Below are 16,229 nucleotides of genomic sequence, written 5' to 3' on the forward strand. Positions count from 1 at the left end.
GTGAGGTCAGGGATCGAGATCGGTCACGTCCGCCGACGCATCTCGCCTCTGCCAGCCCGCTGATATCTTCCGCGACTTACCATCGCGGCATCCGGGTCGGCGGCGGCGATCGCACAGTCGCCCGAAGCGGGCTCGAAGGAAGGATCGCCGGTGCCGGGAGCGACGAGGAGGCTGCCAGCACCGTGGTGGCGGACGAGAAAGGCACCGACGGTAACCGCGTGGTCGGATCGGATCGGTCCCACCGCGGCGGAGCAGCGTTGGCGCGAGGTCATGCTGTGGATGTTCGTCAGATTGCTCACGCCGCTCGCGTTCTTCACCGGGGCACTGGGCGGTGCGATCGTGATGATCGCCGGCCCGCAGAGCTACAGGCCGATCCTGGTCGGGCTCGTCATCGCCTACTTCTGCGTGACGGTTCTTGTGCTGACGCTCTGGACTCGCGCGCGGAGACGATCTCGGGCCCTCGCGTCGGAGCATCTGACACAGCTTTCGGCGCGCCACGTCTTCGTCCCCATCGGAACGCTGAAGTCTTTCGTGCGTTTCGACAGCTGGCGCGCGCAGAACGGCATCGTCACATCGCCTCCTCCGACGCTGCGAGCCGCGCCTCGCGCGCCCGCCGCAGGGGTCGATCCCCTGAGGCCCTCGACGATGGGGGATGTGCGCGCTGTAGACCCTGACGCCGCTGCCGCGTGGGCGCGCGCGTCGTTGTCGCAGGGATCCGCCGTTTCATCGGCTCTCGTTCGGCGTCTTGAGGAGATGGATGCTGCAGCGGTGCTCACCCGAGAGCAGTTCACCGACTCCACTCTCGATAATCGCAGTCGCGGGCTGTCTGCGGGCGAATCGGACCAGACGGCAAGCGAAGTCCTCATTGCGATGGCATCGACGGGCGTGACGACCTTGATCGTGGAAGACGAGTTCGCACGCACAAGCGACTCCGGACTGATCGGCGATCTGGCCTTCGTCGAAGATCGCGTGCTGCGTTGGGCAGCCCTGTCCGCAAGCGACGACGCAGGCATCCGCCTGTTGCACGTCTCGTCCGGCTTTCCACTGAACGCATTCGTGTGCAGAGGGACGCCCGAGGAATTGGGGCTGAGTCGACGTGGACTGGTGGATGAGCACGTGCGCAACGTCGTCGTCGACGCGGTGGTCGCGATACTCGTCTCGGTCTACGACGGGGAGTCGTATCTTCTGCTGACATCCAGTGCTCCCCGCGAGATCGAGCGCGGTCGGGATGGGGGCGCGAGGGCGTCTCGGGAAGTGGCGTGGCTCCGCGCCCTGATCCGATACGCAGGTGACGCACACGATCGAGACGGGCTGGGAGTGGCCTCGCTGCGCTGGCTGCCGACGGCCGAGGCTGAGCTGGACCTCCCGCTGTGCACACTCATCGAACTCTGCGAGGATCGCTCGGCGCGATCCGTCGACATCGACGGCGCGATCGGGGAGATCCTGACGCTGCGCGGTCACAGTGCGCCGTCGGCGTCGCAGTGGCGGTGGGCATTCGCGCTCAGCGCCGTGCGCGGACATCAGGAACTGGATACGACGCAGAGGCATCACCTCCTCACTGCGCTCGCCCGTGAAGCGACGCCGGAGATGGTGCTGCTGGGGGGTCTGATCGCCGACGAGGACGCCGTCGAGGAGGGGCTGCTGACCCCGAGCGAATTCGACGAGTCCGTCGCGCGGCTCTGGGCAGATGTCCGACTCCAGCTCAGTTCCCGCGCGTTGTCGCATCTCGGCGCGGATTCGTGGCTGGTGAGGCACGCCTAGCCACGAGGTTCGCCACCATCGGCAAGGACTCCACGGCAATCACTCCCTGCCGGAGGCAGAGATGGACATCTCGGATACGGTACGGCAACGCGGCGCTCCCCGAGGAGCTGGCCGGATCCGTCTCGCACCACGTGTCGAAGCTCTGGTGGAGCGCCTCGACGACGCGCGGCGATCTCATCACCGAGGTCTGGTCGATCACCGGGGATCTCGAACTTCCGCCGATCCTGGCCTGACCGGCGTGATCTGAGCAGGCTCCCTGCCGGCTGGCGCGGAAGGGCACACGAGGGCAGTCTCCCGCAGCGCCGAGTGCACGGCTTGTTTCCGAGCGCACGGCCTGTTGACGTGATTTCCCGGTGCGCTCGACGGCAACCCGTGCACTCGCGGACGTCGGTGGATCGCCCCCGGATCACTGACCGGAAGATGGGTCGGATGGGCAGGACTGCCCATCCGACCCATCGTGGTCAGGGGCGGCGGTTACGCTGTCAGAGGCCGTTCACGGGCGGCCGGAATCAGGGGGATCCTCACGTGAGCCAGACCGACGACGCCGCGCCGCAGTACCCCGGCACCCCCGGCGTGAACCCGCCTGCACCGCCTGCAGGGAGCTTCACCGCTGCGCCCGTGATGCCGCCTGCGCCACCAAGGCCGCCGGCACCAGTGGCGGGCGCACCTGTGGGGGGCGCACCGGTGGCGGGCGCACCTGTGGGGGGCGCACCGGTGGCGGGCCCTTCGACAGGCTCAGGGACCGGCACAGGCTCAGGGACAGGCTCAGGGACCCCGACCGGCTCAGGAACCGCCGCGCCGGCCGCGACCGCGACCCCGGCCAAGCCTGCTCCGAGCGAGGCTGAGATGGCTCGCGCGCGGGAGATCCTCGGCGCCGTCTCCACCGCGTACTCCACGCGCATGGTCGGGCAGGAGCGCCTGCGCACGAGCCTGCTGCTCGCACTCATGGCCGGCGGGCACATCCTGCTCGAGTCGGTTCCCGGCCTCGCCAAGACCACGGCCGCGAGCACCCTCGCTGACACGGTCAAGGCCGACTTCAAGCGCATCCAGTGCACGCCCGACCTGCTGCCGAGCGACATCACCGGCACGCAGATCTACGACGCGGCCAGCGGCACCTTCCGCACCGTGCTCGGGCCGGTGCATGCGAACTTCGTGCTGCTCGACGAGATCAACCGCTCGAGCGCCAAGACGCAGTCGGCGATGCTCGAGGCGATGCAGGAGCGGCAGACCACGATCGGCGGCGAGGTGCACCGGGTGCCGCGGCCGTTCCTGGTGATCGCGACGCAGAACCCGATCGAGCAGGAGGGCACGTACGAGCTGCCCGAGGCGCAGATGGACCGCTTCCTGCTCAAGGAGATCGTCGAGTATCCGAGCCCGGCCGACGAGCTCGAGGTGCTCGCGCGCATCGACTCCGGAGCCCTGGATCCGGATCGGCATGCGACGACGACGATCTCGCTCGCCGACGTCGAGCAACTGCAGGACATCTCCTCCCGCGTCTACGTGGATCCGGCGATCCGCAACTACATCGTGTCGCTCGTGTACGTCACACGAAACCCCGTCCCCTACATCGGCGAGACGCTCGGCGGCTACATCAAGTACGGCGCCAGCCCGCGCGGATCCATCGCCTTCCTGCAGGCGTCGCGCGCGCTCGCGCTGCTGGCGGGACGCTCATACGTGATCCCCGAGGACGTGCGGAGCCTCCGCCACCTCGTGCTCCGGCACCGCGTGCTGCTGACCTTCGAGGCCGAGGCCGAGAACGTGCGCAGCGAAGACATCATCGACGCCGTGTTCGGCGCCGTCCCGACCCCCTGACCATGACCCGGTACGCCCACCCCGTCCGAGTCGGAGATGGCTTACGCCTCTCCGGGTCGCTGGCGAGCGACCCTTTCCATCCCCGCCGCGCCAGCCGTTCGGCTCAGGGATGGATTTCGCACCCCGGACGCGCAGTCGGGCGACGTTTTCCATCTCCGGCGAGAGCGATGGCGGAACGCGCGGGGTCGCCGGCGACGGGAGAGACACCATGGCCAGCCTGCTGACACCGGTGAAGGGCAAGCTCTTCATCCAGTCGTCGCGCCGGTCGACGCATGCGCTCGACGGCGCGTACGCGTCGCTGCTGCGCGGCCACAGCCTCGACTTCGACGACCTGCGCGGCTACGAGTACGGCGACCAGATCCGCGACATCGACTGGAAGGCGACGGCCCGGCTCGGATCCGCCGTGGTGCGCCGCTCGCTCGCCACCCGCATGCACACGGTGCTGTTCGCGGTCGACACCGGGCTGTCCATGACCGCTCTCGCGCACGACGAGAAGCCGAAGAAGGATCTCGCGATCCTCACGGTCGGCGTGCTGGGCCTGCTCGCACTCCGACACGGTGACGATTTCTGCCTGGTCAGCGGTGATTCCGAATCCGTCGGACGCCGGCAGATCGGTCGTTCGGAGGCGGCCCTCGAGCACACGCTGCGCACGATCGATCGCGCCGTCGACAACGCCTCGGCGCCGAGCGACCGCGACAAGCTGCTCTCCTATGTCGCCCGCACGATCGCCCGGCGCATGATCGTGGTCGTGCTCACCGACGACACTCCCGTCAGCGCCGAGACCGAGCGGCTGCTGCGCCGCCTGCGCGTGCAGCACGACGTGCTGTGGATCACGCTGCGCGACGCCGAGCCGGTGCTCGAGACGGCGCCGGCGCGGGCAGGGCGGCGCCGGGGCCCTTCGACAGGCTCAGGGACCGAAGGGACCGGGGGCCCTTCGACAGGCTCAGAGACCGAGCGGACCGGGCCGGCCACCCCACAGCGCGCCCGCCGCGACGTCGCGTCGCACTGGGCGATCCCGGAGTTCCTGCAGGGCGACGCCGAGCTCGCCGCCGAACTGCACGCCGCCGACGCCGCCGAGACCGCGCGCACCGAGACGCTGCTGCGCAAGCTCGAGATCACGCACGTCGCCCTCGCCGAACACGACGAGGCCGTCGGCGCGCTGCTCGAGATGCTGGATGCGAGGTCGCATGTCCGGCACGGATGAGCTCTACCCGCCCGCCCAGTACGGCTGGGGCTGGGCCCTGCTCGCGATCGGCGTGCTGGTGCTGATCGCCGGGATCGCCTGGCTCGTCATCGTGCTGACCCGCCCGCGGCGCGCGCTCGCGGTCGCGTCGGCGCCGGCTCCGCTGCCGGGCCTGACCGCCGACGTGGCGACCCTCCTCCGCCAGGAGTACCTGGCCGCGATCGCAGAGATCGAGGCCGACTACCGCGCAGGCGCGACCGACGCCCGGCGCGCCCATCTCGATCTCAGCCACACGGTGCGCAGATTCGTGAACGAGTACAGCGGCATCGAGGCGCCCGTGCTGGCCCTCGACGACCTGGTGCGCATGGGCGTGCACCCCGCGCTCATCGACGCGATCGGGCGCAACTACTACCCGAGCATCTTCCGGCGCACCGCTCCGATCGACCCGCTCGTCGGCGCCGCGGCCGCCCGCACGGTGGTGACCACGTGGTACTGACCAACGCCTGGATCCTGTACGCCGTGCTCGGCGCGCTCGTCGTCGCGATCGTCGTCGGGGTGCTGCTCGGCCTGCGCGGCCGCGGCACCGGCTCCTCCGCTGCGGGGGCTCCGATCTCCCGGGCCGAGCGGATCCGTGCCCTGCCCGCGTTCCGTCGCGCCGTCCGCCGGCGTCAGGCTGCGCTCGCGGGCATCGTCGCGCTCGGGATCCTCGCGGTCGCGCTCGGCGGCGTGGTCGCCGCCCGTCCCGTGGCGCAGCGGACGATCCAGCCCGTCTCGACGAATCGCGACATCATGCTGTGCCTGGACGTCTCCGGGTCCATGACCGACGTCGACAAGGAGATCGTGTCGATCTTCGACAAGCTCGCCGACGGCTTCAAAGGCGAGCGGATCGGCCTGACGATCTTCAACAGCTCCGCCGTGCAGGTCTTCCCGCTGACCGACGACTACGCGTTCATCCAGGATCATCTGCGCAGCCTGATGAAGGGCTTCGACTACTCGACCACGGTGCCGGAGCAGTGGGTCGGCACGATGAACGGCGTCGGGGCCTCACTGATCGGCGACGGGCTCGCCTCGTGCGTGCTCCGGTTCGATCACGCCGACCAGCAGCGCGCGCGCTCGATCATCCTCGCCACCGACAACGAGCTGAACGGATCCCCGATCGTGACGCTGGCCGAGGCCGCCGACTACGCGGCCTCGAAGAAGATCCGCATCTACACGATCAACCCGGTCGACGGAGTGGACCTGCCCAACAGCAAGACCCTCGCGGACGCCGCCACGACCACCGGCGGCAAGGCCTACGCGCTGCGCGCGACCACGACCGTGAGCGACATCATCACCGAGGTGCAGAAGCAGGAGGCGTCGCAGCTCAAAGGCCAGTCCACGGTCATCTGGACCGACGTGCCGCAACTGTGGATCGCCGCGCTGATCGTGCTCGCGCTCGGCTTCGTCGTGCTGCTGTGGAGGGTGCGCCTGTGATCCTGCAACCCGTCATCGCGCCGTTCCTGGCGATCCTGCTCGTGCTTCCCGTGCTCGGCGCCGCCGTGTGGATGCTGGTGCGCGCGATCCGCCGGACGAACGGGGGCGGATCCGGCGGCCCCGCGATCTGGGCGCTCCGGGTCGCGCTGGTGCTCGCCTGCGGGATCCTGCTGCTGCGTCCCGGCGTGCCCGGCGGTCAGGTGCGCACGCTCGCCTCGGCCACCGACGTGCTGATCGCGGTCGACACCACCGCGAGCATGGTCGCCGAGGACTGGAACGGCAAGGATCCGCGCATGGACGGCGTCCGCCAGGACGTGCGGGCGATCATCGCCGCCTATCCCGGCGCCCGGTTCGCGCTGATCACGTTCGACGCCACGCCCGTGCTGCGGCTGCCGATGACCACCGACAGCGGAGCCCTCGTCTCGGCCGTGGACGTGCTGCAGCCCGAGGTGACCCGGCAGTCCAAGGGCAGCTCGATCGGCATCGCCCACCAGCTCGTCGCGCAGACGCTGCAGAACGCGCAGAAGGCCTCGCCGGATCGCGCGCGCCTGGTGTTCTACCTCGGCGACGGCGAGCAGACCGTGTCGAGCGATCCCGAGTCGTTCGCCGACGCCAAGAAGTACGCGTCGGGCGGCGGGGTGCTCGGCTACGGCACGACCGAGGGCGGGCCCATGCGCGAGACCACGGGCGCGCTCGGCGCCCCCTCGGCGGGCTCGGGCGGCGGCTACATCCAGTACCAGGGATCCGACGCGCTGAGCAGGATCGACGAGAAGAACCTGCAGAAGATCGCGAGCGAGCTCGGCGTGACCTACCAGCACCGCACCGCGAAGCAGAAGGCCGTGTTCCCGCCCGCGCCGAGCTCGACCACGGCTTACCGCGAGAACGACCCGCTCACCCAGCCGACCGACCTGTCCTGGATCGTCGCTCTCGTCGTCGTGGCGCTGCTGCTCGTCGAGATCGCCCGGGCCACGGTGCTCATCGTGCGCATGCGCGGGCTCTCGGTGTCCGAGGCACCTGCGACGGCCGCCACGACATCCGGCGGTGACTCATGACGCACGCGCTGACCTCCCCCGCGGATCCGTCCATCTCGGATCGCTCTGGTTCCGCCACCGCTTCGGCCCCTGAGGCCCCCTCGGCCCTTGAGGCTCTCGCACGGCTGCGCGCCGCGAACCGGCGCCGCCGCACGATCCGCCGCTGGATCGCGTGGGGATCGCTGCCGCTGCTGCTCGTCGCCGTCCTGTTCGTCGGCAAGCTCGTGAGCCTGTACGCCTTCGCGTACCAGTCGATCACCGCGTATGTCGCGGGCGACTACAGCGGATCGGTCGCGGCCGCGGAGGGTCTGAACCCGGCGAACTGGTTCGAGCCGTACAAGGCGCCGTTCGATCAGGGCGTGGGCCTGGCCGACTCCGGCAAGCTCGCCGCCGGGCAGAAGAAGTTCGAGGAGTCGCTGAAGCTCGCGCACGGCCTCGAGGTGTGCGCGGTGCGCTTCAACCTCGCCCTGGTGCTCGAGCGCGAGGGCGATGCGGCGGCCGACAAGCAGGATCCGACGACCGCGCTCGAGTACTACGCGCAGGCCCTGCAGATCAACGCCGACAAGCCCAAGGAGTGCGACAGCACACAGGCCCAGCAGCAGTCCCCGGATCCGCAGCGCGACATGAGCCAGTCGAACAAGGATCAGCAGGACCGTCTGAAGCAGAAGCAGCAGGAACAGCAGCAACAGAACCCCGACCAGGGCAAGAACGACCCTCCGCAGCAGCCGCAGCCGCAGCCCGATCCGGGCAAGCTCGACGACCTGCAGAAGAAGCTGCAGCAGGGCGAGCAGGATCGTCAGCAGAACCAGAAGGACGGCACCGACAACGGCGGCAGCACCGGAACGGACAAGCCATGGTAGAGCGCAGCGATCCGCCCCGATACGTTTCCGACTCGGCCGGCGCCCCGCCCGTCCCACCCCCCGGCGGCTACCGCGGCGCGCGCCGCGCCCTGCTCGGCCAGGTGCCGGTGGGGGTCGTTGAGCGAGCACCGACGAAGGAGGCGCGAGACGAAACGTGGTTTCCCGCGGAGAACCGCGTTTCGTCTCCGTCGTCGCTGGCGCTCCGTCCTCGCTCAACGACCCCAGATGGCTCAGCGACCGGACCGAAGCGGAGCCTCCTCGGCTGGGTCGCCCTGGGCGCCGTGATCGCGTTCGCCATCGTGATGCTGATCCTGCTCGCGGTCGGCAACGCCGACGCGTTCTTCGGCGCGACCATGCTCGTGCTGCAGCTCGTGGTGGTCGGCCTCGTCGTCGCGGCCCTCGCGACCCGGGGCGGCCGCACGCTGGGCGCCGCCGCGCTCACCGTCGCCCTGGTGCTGAACGTCGGCACGCTGGGCGCGCTGACCGCGGTGCGCGTGGCGGCGACGGGATCCTACGCCGGCCACAAGACCGACAAGCAGAAGCTCTGGGAGGCGTATCCGGGCATCAAGGACAAGGATCCGAACCGGTTCCTGACGCAGCAGTCGCTCGAGCAGCTGCAGACGATCGCCGACGAGACCATGACCGACATCCGCACCCGGCTCACCGCCGAGTACGGCTTCACCTGGGTCAAGGTCAGCGACGCGCAGGATCGCCCGGAGCGCAACGGCTACGGCGGGGAGTCGATGCTCGTGCGATACGCCTCGCCGGTGTGGGCGACCACGCAGCCCGTCACCGGCTACGCGCACAAGCTCGAGGTCATGCGGACCATCGATGCGATCATCGCGCAGCATGGCTGGCGCGGCATGATCGCGTTCAACGACCCGGCCAGCGGAGTCGATCCCAGCGTGATCCCGAAGATGTACGGCGGGGCGACCCCGCAGACCCAGGTCGACTGGGAGTGGTTCAGCGACGAGCAGCCGGATCCGGGCTGGTTCTACGCGACCATGACCGACCTCGCCAACGATGCGAGCGGGCAGTACCGCGCCTCGAGAGAGCAGACCTCGCAGCGCACCGGCGAGCCGCTCGAGGGCCTGCAGCTCGCGGTGGTCGGACGCTACATGCTCAGCGCCTCGAAGGTCGACGCGTTCAAGAAGGCGCTCTCGAAGTACCCCTGATCCGTCACGACGCCCGCCCTTGTCGGATCCCCGCCCTGCGGTGTCACGGCGTGATGGCGGGCTTCGTCTCCGCCTGAAGCCGCGTGGATGCCGTGGCCATGTGGACGGCCATGGCGGACGCGGCACCGTCTTCATCGGCGGCGAGGATCGCACGGTGGATGGCCTCGTGCTCCGCGAGGGCTGTCCGCGCTCCTTGCTCATCGTGCACGGCGCGATCGGAGTACACCTGCAGCAACGACCGCACGACGTGGAGCTGATCGACGAGAGTCGTGTTCCGTGCCGACACGGCGAGCGTCCCGTGGAACTCCAGATCGGCACGCGCGAACGCCCTGAGATCCTGCAGATTGGCTCGCATCGTCTCAAGGTGCCGCCCGAGCTCGGCACGTGCGCGGTCGTCGGCGCGCGCTGCCGCAAGCCTCGCGACGTAGATCTCCAGGCCGGAGCGGAGTTCCAGCAACTCGGTGGTGCTCTGGCGTCCGATGAGCAGACCCCAGCGCAGAGTCTGCGGCAGCAGTTCGCTGGCGGCTCCCCGCAGATAGGTTCCGGAGCCGGGACGCACGTCAACGATGCCGAGGATCTCGAGGGCGGCGAGTGCCTCCCGCACGGCCGATCGACCCACCCCGAGGGTGGTAGAGAGTTGCCGCTCCGGCGGCAGGCGGGTTCCGGCGGCGATGGATCCGCTCGTGAAGAGGTCGAGCAGCCGGCGCGCGACCTCCGACGCCGGTGTGCCACTGGGCAGGGCGTCGAGCGCGGCCGCGATCTCAGCGGACGAGTCGGAGAACGCGGGCATGCGCACAACCTATCGGAAGAAAAGCAGTCAAGGTCTTGCAATTGGTCAACCGGTTTGCCAAAATGAGTTACGCGTCCTCCGAGGCGCATTCGATCACCGCCGATATCAGGAGTCACCGTGGACTTACCCGACGCCCTCACCCCACCTGTGGGGCAGTCCGCGATCCGCAAGATCGCCATCCGTCTCGTCCCTTTCGTCGCGTTGATGTTCTTCATCAACTATCTGGACCGCACCGCGATCGGGTTCGCCGCCCCCAACGGGATGAATCAGGATCTCGGGCTCTCCGCCGCGCAGTTCGGTTTCGCCTCCGGCGTCTTCTTCATCGGCTACATCCTGCTGGAGGTGCCCTCGAACCTCGCTCTGCACAAGTTCGGCGCCCGCCGCTGGCTCGCGCGGATCATGGTCAGCTGGGGCATCGTCGCTCTGCTGTTCACGTGGGTGCAGAACGTCGAGCAGCTCGTCGCGCTCCGCTTCCTCCTGGGTGTCGCGGAGGCCGGGTTCTTCCCCGGCGCGATCCTCTTCCTGAGCCTCTGGGTGCCCTCGCGGCATCGCGGACGCATCCTCATGCTCTTCTACCTGGCGCAGCCGCTCACGACCGTCATCGGTGCACCGTTCGCCGCCTGGCTCATCCAGCAGCACAGCGTGTTCGGGCTGGAGGGATGGCGCTTCATGTATCTCGGTGTCGCGATCCCCGCGATCGTCATCGGCGTCATCGCGTGGTTCTACCTGAAGGACAGGCCCGCCGACGCGAAGTGGCTCACCGCTGAGGAGCAATCCTGGCTGACCACTGCTCTCGAGAAGGAGACCGCCCAGACGGAGACCCGCGAGAAGCACCCCTCCGTGTGGCTCGCCTTCTCGAGCGGCCGAGTCTGGATGCTGTCGTTCATCTACTTCGGCTTCATCTACGGACTGTATGCGCTGGCCTTCTTCCTGCCGACGATCATCGACGGATTCCAGAAGCAGTTCGGCACGACATTCGATGTCTTCCAGAAGGGGCTGATCACCGCCATCCCCTATCTGCCGGCGGCTGTCGTCATGTATTTCTGGTCACGCAGCGCGTCCCGCCGCGGGCTCAAGACATGGCACATCGTCATTCCGGCGGTGGCCGGCGCCGTCTCCATCCCGCTCGCACTGTTCACCGGTTCACCCGCGGCCACGATCACGGTGATCACGATCACCGCGTGCGCGATCTTCGCGGCACTTCCGAACTTCTGGACGCTTCCCACGCGCTTCCTGACCGGCATCGCCGCCGCCGCCGGCGTGGCGCTCATCAACACGGTCGGCAACCTGGCCGGGTTCAGCGCCCCCTACATCACCGGCGCCGTGCACGACTGGACCGGGGGCTACCAGGTGCCGATGGTGATCGTCGGCGGATTCATGCTGCTGTCGGCCGTGCTGATGGTGTTGCTCGCCCGACAGGATCGCCGTCTCCGCAGTGACGCTCCCATGCCGCTCGTCGAGGAGCACCAGCGATGACGCGCCTCTGGAACGACCCGGCCGATTTCGCCGACGAGATGATCGACGGCTTCGTCGCCGCGAACGAACGTCACGTGCGGCGGGTCCCGGGCGGAGTCGTGCGCAGCAGTGCGAGCCCCGCCCGCGAGGTCGCGGTCGTGATCGGCGGCGGCTCCGGCCATTACCCGGCGTTCGGCGGACTGGTCGGCCCGGGGCTCGCCCACGGCGCCGCGATGGGCAACCTCTTCGCCTCGCCGTCCGCGCAGCAGATCCATGCGGTCGCCCAGGCCGCGGACAACGGCGGCGGCGTCTTCTTCAGCTACGGCAACTACGCCGGCGACGTCCTCAACTTCGATGCGGCGCAGGAGCGGCTCCGCGCCGACGGCATCGCCTGCGAGACGGTCACCGTGACGGACGACATCAGCAGCGCACCGGCGACGGAGCGGCACCGGCGCCGCGGCATCGCGGGGGACCTCACCGTCTTCCGGATCGCCGCCGCAGCGGCCGAAGCCGGCTACGACCTCGACGAGGTGACCAGGGTCGCCGCGCGCGCCAATGAGCGCACGCGCTCGATCGGCGTCGCATTCACGGGATGCACGCTCCCGGGAGCCGCCCAGCCGCTGTTCACCGTCCCCACGGGGCGGATGGCGATCGGCCTCGGGATCCACGGCGAGCCCGGCATCGACGAGGCCGGCATCCCCACGGCGGACGGGCTCGCCGAGTTGCTCGTGTCCCGGGTGCTCGCCGAGATCCCCGAAGGCGTGGCGACCGCCGGCGCGCGGATCGTGCCGATCCTGAACGGTCTCGGCTCCCTGAAGTACGAGGAGCTGTTCGTCGTGTACCGGCGAGTGGCGAACCTGCTGCGAGCCGCCGGGCTTGAGATCATCGATCCGCACGTCGGCGAGTACTGCACGAGCTTCGACATGGCCGGCGGGTCGCTCACTCTGTTCTGGCTGGACGACGAGCTCGAGACGCTCTGGCAGACCCCGGTGGAGACGCCCGCCTACCGCCGCGGCACGATCGCGCCGAGAGAGCGGGGCGAGGCGGCCGCCGCCGTGGCGGAGGCCGCGGTGGCGGAGGCCGCCGAGATCGCGCCAGGGGACGATGCCTCGCACGCGGCCGCCCGCACCGTGCTCGCCGCGGTGCGCACGGTTGCCGCCACCATCGATGCGCACGTCGAAGAGCTGGGCCGCCTCGACGCCATCGCCGGAGACGGCGATCACGGCATCGGCATGCAGCGCGGCTCGCACGCCGCCCTCGATGCGGCCGTCACCGCTGTGGCGAGCGGGGCGGGTGCGGCCACCACGCTCGAGCATGCGGCCGATGCCTGGTCGGACAAGGCCGGCGGCACCTCGGGAGCATTGTGGGGCGTGATCCTGTCCGCCCTGGCCGCGCAGCTCGGCGATCAGGGCGCACCTGCGGCCTCATCGATCGCAGCGGGCGTCGCAGCCGGATCCGCGGGCGTGACCGCGTACGGCAAGGCCGTCGTCGGCGACAAGACGCTCGTCGACGCCCTCGTCCCGTTCAGCACGACCCTCTCCGAGGAACTCGCGGGCGGATCGGGCTTCGTCGACGCATGGCTCACGGCGGCGGAGGCGGCGACCCGCGCCGCGGCCGCGACCGCTGATCTGCTCCCCCGGATGGGGCGCGCCAGGACGCACGGTGCCCACAGCCTGGGAACCCCCGATCCCGGAGCCGTATCCCTCGCTTTGATCGTGACCGCCGTGGGCACGCTGCTCGCTGCGGAGAAGACGTCGGAAGACGCCAAGAAGGAGAACGCACATGGCTGAGCCCCTGCGCATCGTGATCGGCGCGGATGACGCCGGATACGACTACAAGGAGATCCTCAAGAAGGATCTGGAGCTGAATCCCGGCGTCGCGTCGGTGATCGATGTCGGGGTCGATGCCGACGGACACACCCCGTACCCCAAGGTGGCGATCGCTGCGGCGCAGCGCGTCGCCGACGGCACCGCGGATCGCGCGCTGCTCGTGTGCGGCACCGGTCTCGGAGTCGCGATCGCGGCGAACAAGGTGCCCGGCATCCGTGCCGTCACCGCGCACGATTCCTTCTCGGTGGAGCGCGGCGTGCTCTCCAATGACGCGCAGATCCTCACGATGGGCCAGCGGGTCATCGGCATCGAAGTGGCCCGGCGTCTCGTGCGCGAGTGGCTGACGTACCGCTTCGACCCCGCATCCGCGTCGGCCGCCAAGGTCGCCGCGATCGGCGAGTACGAGAGCTCCGGCACCTGCTGATGACACCCCCGGTCACCGTCGGCGTGAGCCTCAAGGCGTACTTCGGGCAGGAGCGGGCGCAGGCGTGGTTCGCCGAGCTCGCACGACGATCGTCCGTGCATCCGGCGGTCGCCGCGGGTCGCGTGCGGCTGTTCGTCGTCCCGACGTATCTGCAGGTGCTGCCGGCGTTGACGGCGTTCCGTGGGACGCCCGTGCTGGTGGGGGCCCAGGACGTGTCGGAGTTCCCTCGCGGCCCCTATACCGGCGAGGTCACCGCCGAGGATCTCGCCGAGGCCGGCGTCTCGCTCGCCGAGATCGGCCATGCCGAGCGGCGCCGCTTCTTCGGCGAGACGGACATCGTGACCGCTCGAAAGGCCTCGGCTGCCATCGCGAACGGCATCACGCCGGTGCTCTGCATCGGCGAGTCCGAGCGGCTGCCGGGATCCGCTGCCGCGCTCGCGAATGTGGCGCAGCTTTCGCACGCACTGGCCGGCGTGCCGGCCGGACCCGTCATCGTCGCGTATGAGCCGGTGTGGGCGATCGGCGCATCCGAACCCGCCGACGACGAGCACATCCGCGCCACGACGCGCGCACTGCGCGTGGCCCTGGCCGCGGATCCCGCCCGCGCGGGCAGCGCGGTGATCTACGGCGGCTCCGCAGGGCCGGGACTCCTCGGCCGAGTCGGCCACGATGTCGACGGGTTGTTTCTCGGTCGATTCGCGCACGAGCTCGACGCACTCGTCGCCGTGCTCGATGAAGCATCGGCCCTCGCGTCGGCCCGCGAAAGCGTCCCGTCGTGATCGGCCTCGGCACCTATGCGTTCTTCTGGCAGCACTCCGACCTGGTGCCGGAGCCGCTGTCGCTGGTGGGCGCGTTCGAGGCGACCCGGGAACTCGACGTCGACCTGTTCCAGATCTGCGACTACGCGCCGCTGGACGAGATGGACGCGCACGAGCTCGAGGATGCCGCCGCTGCGGCACGCGACCTGGGTGTTCACGTCCAGCTCGGGACGAAGGGGATCGAGCCCGATCGCCTGCACCGCTATCTCGATCTCGCCGGCGTCTTCGATGCGGGCCTCGTGCGCAGCATGCTGTACGGACCCGACTCGAGACCGACTCCCGGTCAGGCGGAGGACTGGCTGCGCGGCATGCTGCCGAGATACGAGGCGGCCGGTGTGACCCTCGCCCTCGAGACCTACGAGCAGGTCGCCACCGGCGATCTGGTCGCCCTCATCGACAGGATCGGCAGCGACCGGCTCGGCGTGTGCCTGGATCCGGCGAACGTGGTCGCGCGGCTCGAACTCCCGAGGGACTGCGTCGAGCTGACCGCTGGCCTGGTCAAGAACGTGCACGCGAAGGACTTCGCCTTCGCCCGGCAGCCTGGCTGGGTGGGCTTCACCTACGGGGGCGCCCCGATGGGCGCCGGGCTGCACGACTACCGGCACCTGCTCGACGCCGTTCAGCCCCGCGACCGCGGTGTCGACGAGATCGTCGAGCACTGGCTGAGCTGGCAGGGCGACGCCGAGACCACCATCCGAACGGAGCGGGAATGGACCCGCACGACCCTGGAATACCTGAGGAGCACGAAATGATCAGCACGGATCTCTACCGCATCGCCGTGATCGGCGCGGGCGGCAAGATGGGCATGCGCGTGTCCGACAACCTGGTCCGGACCGATCATGTGGTCTCGTACGTCGAGAACTCACCCGCGGGCCAGCAGCGTACGCGCGATGCGGGGCGGGAGCTGACGGATGCGGCGACCGCGGTCGCCGACGCGGACATCGTCGTCTTCGCCGTGCCGGACCTGGCCCTCCAGGCCGTGACCGCGGAGCTCGTCCCGCAGATGCGCGCGGGCGCGATCGCGCTGACCCTCGACCCGGCTGCCGCGTACGCGGGATTGCTCACCGACCGCGATGACGTCGTGCGCGCGGTCGCACATCCGTGCCATCCCTCGATCTTCCTGCAGCGCACCACCCCTGAGGAGTATGCCGACACGTTCGGCGGCATCGCGGCGCCGCAGGACGCGATCGCCGCGGTCGAGTCCGACGAGCCTGCGAAGCGGGCGACCGTCGAGGCGACGGTGCGCGCGATCTACGCCCCGGTGATCGATGTGCATTTCGTCACCATCAAGCAGCTCGCCCAGCTCGAGCCCACCCTGGTGGAGACGGTCGCGTGCATGATCGGCGCGCTCCTGAACGAGGCGCTGCAGGAGACGGTCAACACCATGGGCGTGCCGGAGGCAGCCGCGCGCAGCATCCTCCTCGGCCACACGCAGGTGGCCCTCGCCAACGGCCTCCGGGGTGACAACCCGTTCTCGGATGCCTGCCTCATCGCGATGGACTACGGCCGTGAGAGCATCATCAAGGAGGATTGGAAGAAGATCTTCCGCGATGACGAGCTCGACAAGAACCTCGCGCGGATGCTGCACCTGGACCACATCGAGCGCTGAGGAGCGTTG

At 69.5% G+C, this 16,229-nt stretch carries 15 protein-coding genes; 14 read left to right on the forward strand and 1 reads right to left on the reverse strand.

Annotated elements, in window-relative coordinates; translation table 11 throughout:
• Window positions 1–150: 150 nt before the first annotated feature.
• The 8 genes from ABD882_RS15595 (at window position 151) to ABD882_RS15630 (ending at window position 9,295) form a co-directional block, all read left to right on the forward strand.
• The gene (locus tag ABD882_RS15595) at window positions 151–1,761 is read left to right on the forward strand and encodes a hypothetical protein (RefSeq protein WP_345188300.1); all 1,611 of its coding nucleotides are present in this window, start codon (window positions 151–153) and stop codon (window positions 1,759–1,761) included.
• Window positions 1,762–2,607: 846 nt separating this feature from the next.
• A complete protein-coding gene (locus ABD882_RS15600) occupies window positions 2,608–3,573 on the forward strand; it encodes an AAA family ATPase (protein WP_345188301.1) in 966 nt (321 codons plus the stop codon).
• A gap of 208 nt (window positions 3,574–3,781) precedes the next feature.
• On the forward strand, window positions 3,782–4,777 hold the full coding sequence (locus ABD882_RS15605; RefSeq protein ID WP_345188302.1) for a DUF58 domain-containing protein: 996 nt from the start codon (window positions 3,782–3,784) through the stop codon (window positions 4,775–4,777).
• Window positions 4,761–5,252 carry a hypothetical protein gene (locus ABD882_RS15610; protein ID WP_345188303.1) on the forward strand — a complete coding sequence of 164 codons (492 nt, stop codon included), beginning with the start codon at window positions 4,761–4,763 and terminating at the stop codon, window positions 5,250–5,252. The genes ABD882_RS15605 and ABD882_RS15610 overlap by 17 nt, the downstream gene beginning before the upstream one ends.
• Window positions 5,243–6,229 carry a VWA domain-containing protein gene (locus tag ABD882_RS15615; protein ID WP_345188304.1) on the forward strand — a complete coding sequence of 329 codons (987 nt, stop codon included), beginning with the start codon at window positions 5,243–5,245 and terminating at the stop codon, window positions 6,227–6,229. Before ABD882_RS15610 ends, ABD882_RS15615 begins: the two co-directional genes overlap by 10 nt.
• On the forward strand, window positions 6,226–7,281 hold the full coding sequence (locus ABD882_RS15620) for a vWA domain-containing protein (protein WP_345188305.1): 1,056 nt from the start codon (window positions 6,226–6,228) through the stop codon (window positions 7,279–7,281). Before ABD882_RS15615 ends, ABD882_RS15620 begins: the two co-directional genes overlap by 4 nt.
• On the forward strand, window positions 7,278–8,120 hold the full coding sequence (locus ABD882_RS15625) for a tetratricopeptide repeat protein (protein WP_345188306.1): 843 nt from the start codon (window positions 7,278–7,280) through the stop codon (window positions 8,118–8,120). The genes ABD882_RS15620 and ABD882_RS15625 overlap by 4 nt, the downstream gene beginning before the upstream one ends.
• Before the next feature lie 281 nt (window positions 8,121–8,401).
• Window positions 8,402–9,295, forward strand: coding sequence for a hypothetical protein (locus ABD882_RS15630; RefSeq protein ID WP_345188307.1), 894 nt, complete (start codon window positions 8,402–8,404; stop codon window positions 9,293–9,295).
• Window positions 9,296–9,338: 43 nt separating this feature from the next.
• On the opposite strand, the gene ABD882_RS15635 is transcribed toward ABD882_RS15630, so the two are convergent.
• On the reverse strand, window positions 9,339–10,085 hold the full coding sequence (locus ABD882_RS15635) for a FadR/GntR family transcriptional regulator (RefSeq protein WP_345188308.1): 747 nt from the start codon (window positions 10,083–10,085) through the stop codon (window positions 9,339–9,341).
• Between the two features lie 204 nt (window positions 10,086–10,289).
• Between ABD882_RS15635 and ABD882_RS15640 the strand changes: the two genes are divergently transcribed.
• From ABD882_RS15640 to ABD882_RS15665, 6 genes are read left to right on the forward strand one after another with little or no spacing between them, the layout of a single operon-like run.
• Entirely contained in the window at window positions 10,290–11,561 is a 1,272-nt protein-coding gene (locus ABD882_RS15640) for an MFS transporter (protein ID WP_345188475.1), read from the forward strand.
• Window positions 11,558–13,330 (forward strand): dihydroxyacetone kinase family protein, encoded by a 1,773-nt coding sequence (locus tag ABD882_RS15645; protein ID WP_345188309.1) that lies wholly within the window; start codon window positions 11,558–11,560, stop codon window positions 13,328–13,330. The genes ABD882_RS15640 and ABD882_RS15645 overlap by 4 nt, the downstream gene beginning before the upstream one ends.
• Entirely contained in the window at window positions 13,323–13,793 is a 471-nt protein-coding gene (locus ABD882_RS15650; protein WP_345188310.1) for a ribose-5-phosphate isomerase, read from the forward strand. Before ABD882_RS15645 ends, ABD882_RS15650 begins: the two co-directional genes overlap by 8 nt.
• Window positions 13,793–14,572: a triose-phosphate isomerase family protein gene (locus ABD882_RS15655; RefSeq protein WP_345188311.1), complete on the forward strand. Its 780-nt coding sequence runs from the start codon at window positions 13,793–13,795 to the stop codon at window positions 14,570–14,572. Before ABD882_RS15650 ends, ABD882_RS15655 begins: the two co-directional genes overlap by 1 nt.
• Complete coding sequence (locus ABD882_RS15660; protein WP_345188312.1) at window positions 14,569–15,363, forward strand: sugar phosphate isomerase/epimerase family protein; 795 nt, start codon at window positions 14,569–14,571, stop codon at window positions 15,361–15,363. Before ABD882_RS15655 ends, ABD882_RS15660 begins: the two co-directional genes overlap by 4 nt.
• A complete protein-coding gene (locus tag ABD882_RS15665) occupies window positions 15,360–16,220 on the forward strand; it encodes a phosphogluconate dehydrogenase C-terminal domain-containing protein (RefSeq protein ID WP_345188313.1) in 861 nt (286 codons plus the stop codon). The genes ABD882_RS15660 and ABD882_RS15665 overlap by 4 nt, the downstream gene beginning before the upstream one ends.
• Window positions 16,221–16,229 lie beyond the last annotated feature (9 nt).

It is taken from the genome of Microbacterium panaciterrae, from assembly GCF_039541635.1.
GTDB classification, from domain to species: Bacteria; Actinomycetota; Actinomycetes; order Actinomycetales; family Microbacteriaceae; genus Microbacterium; species Microbacterium panaciterrae.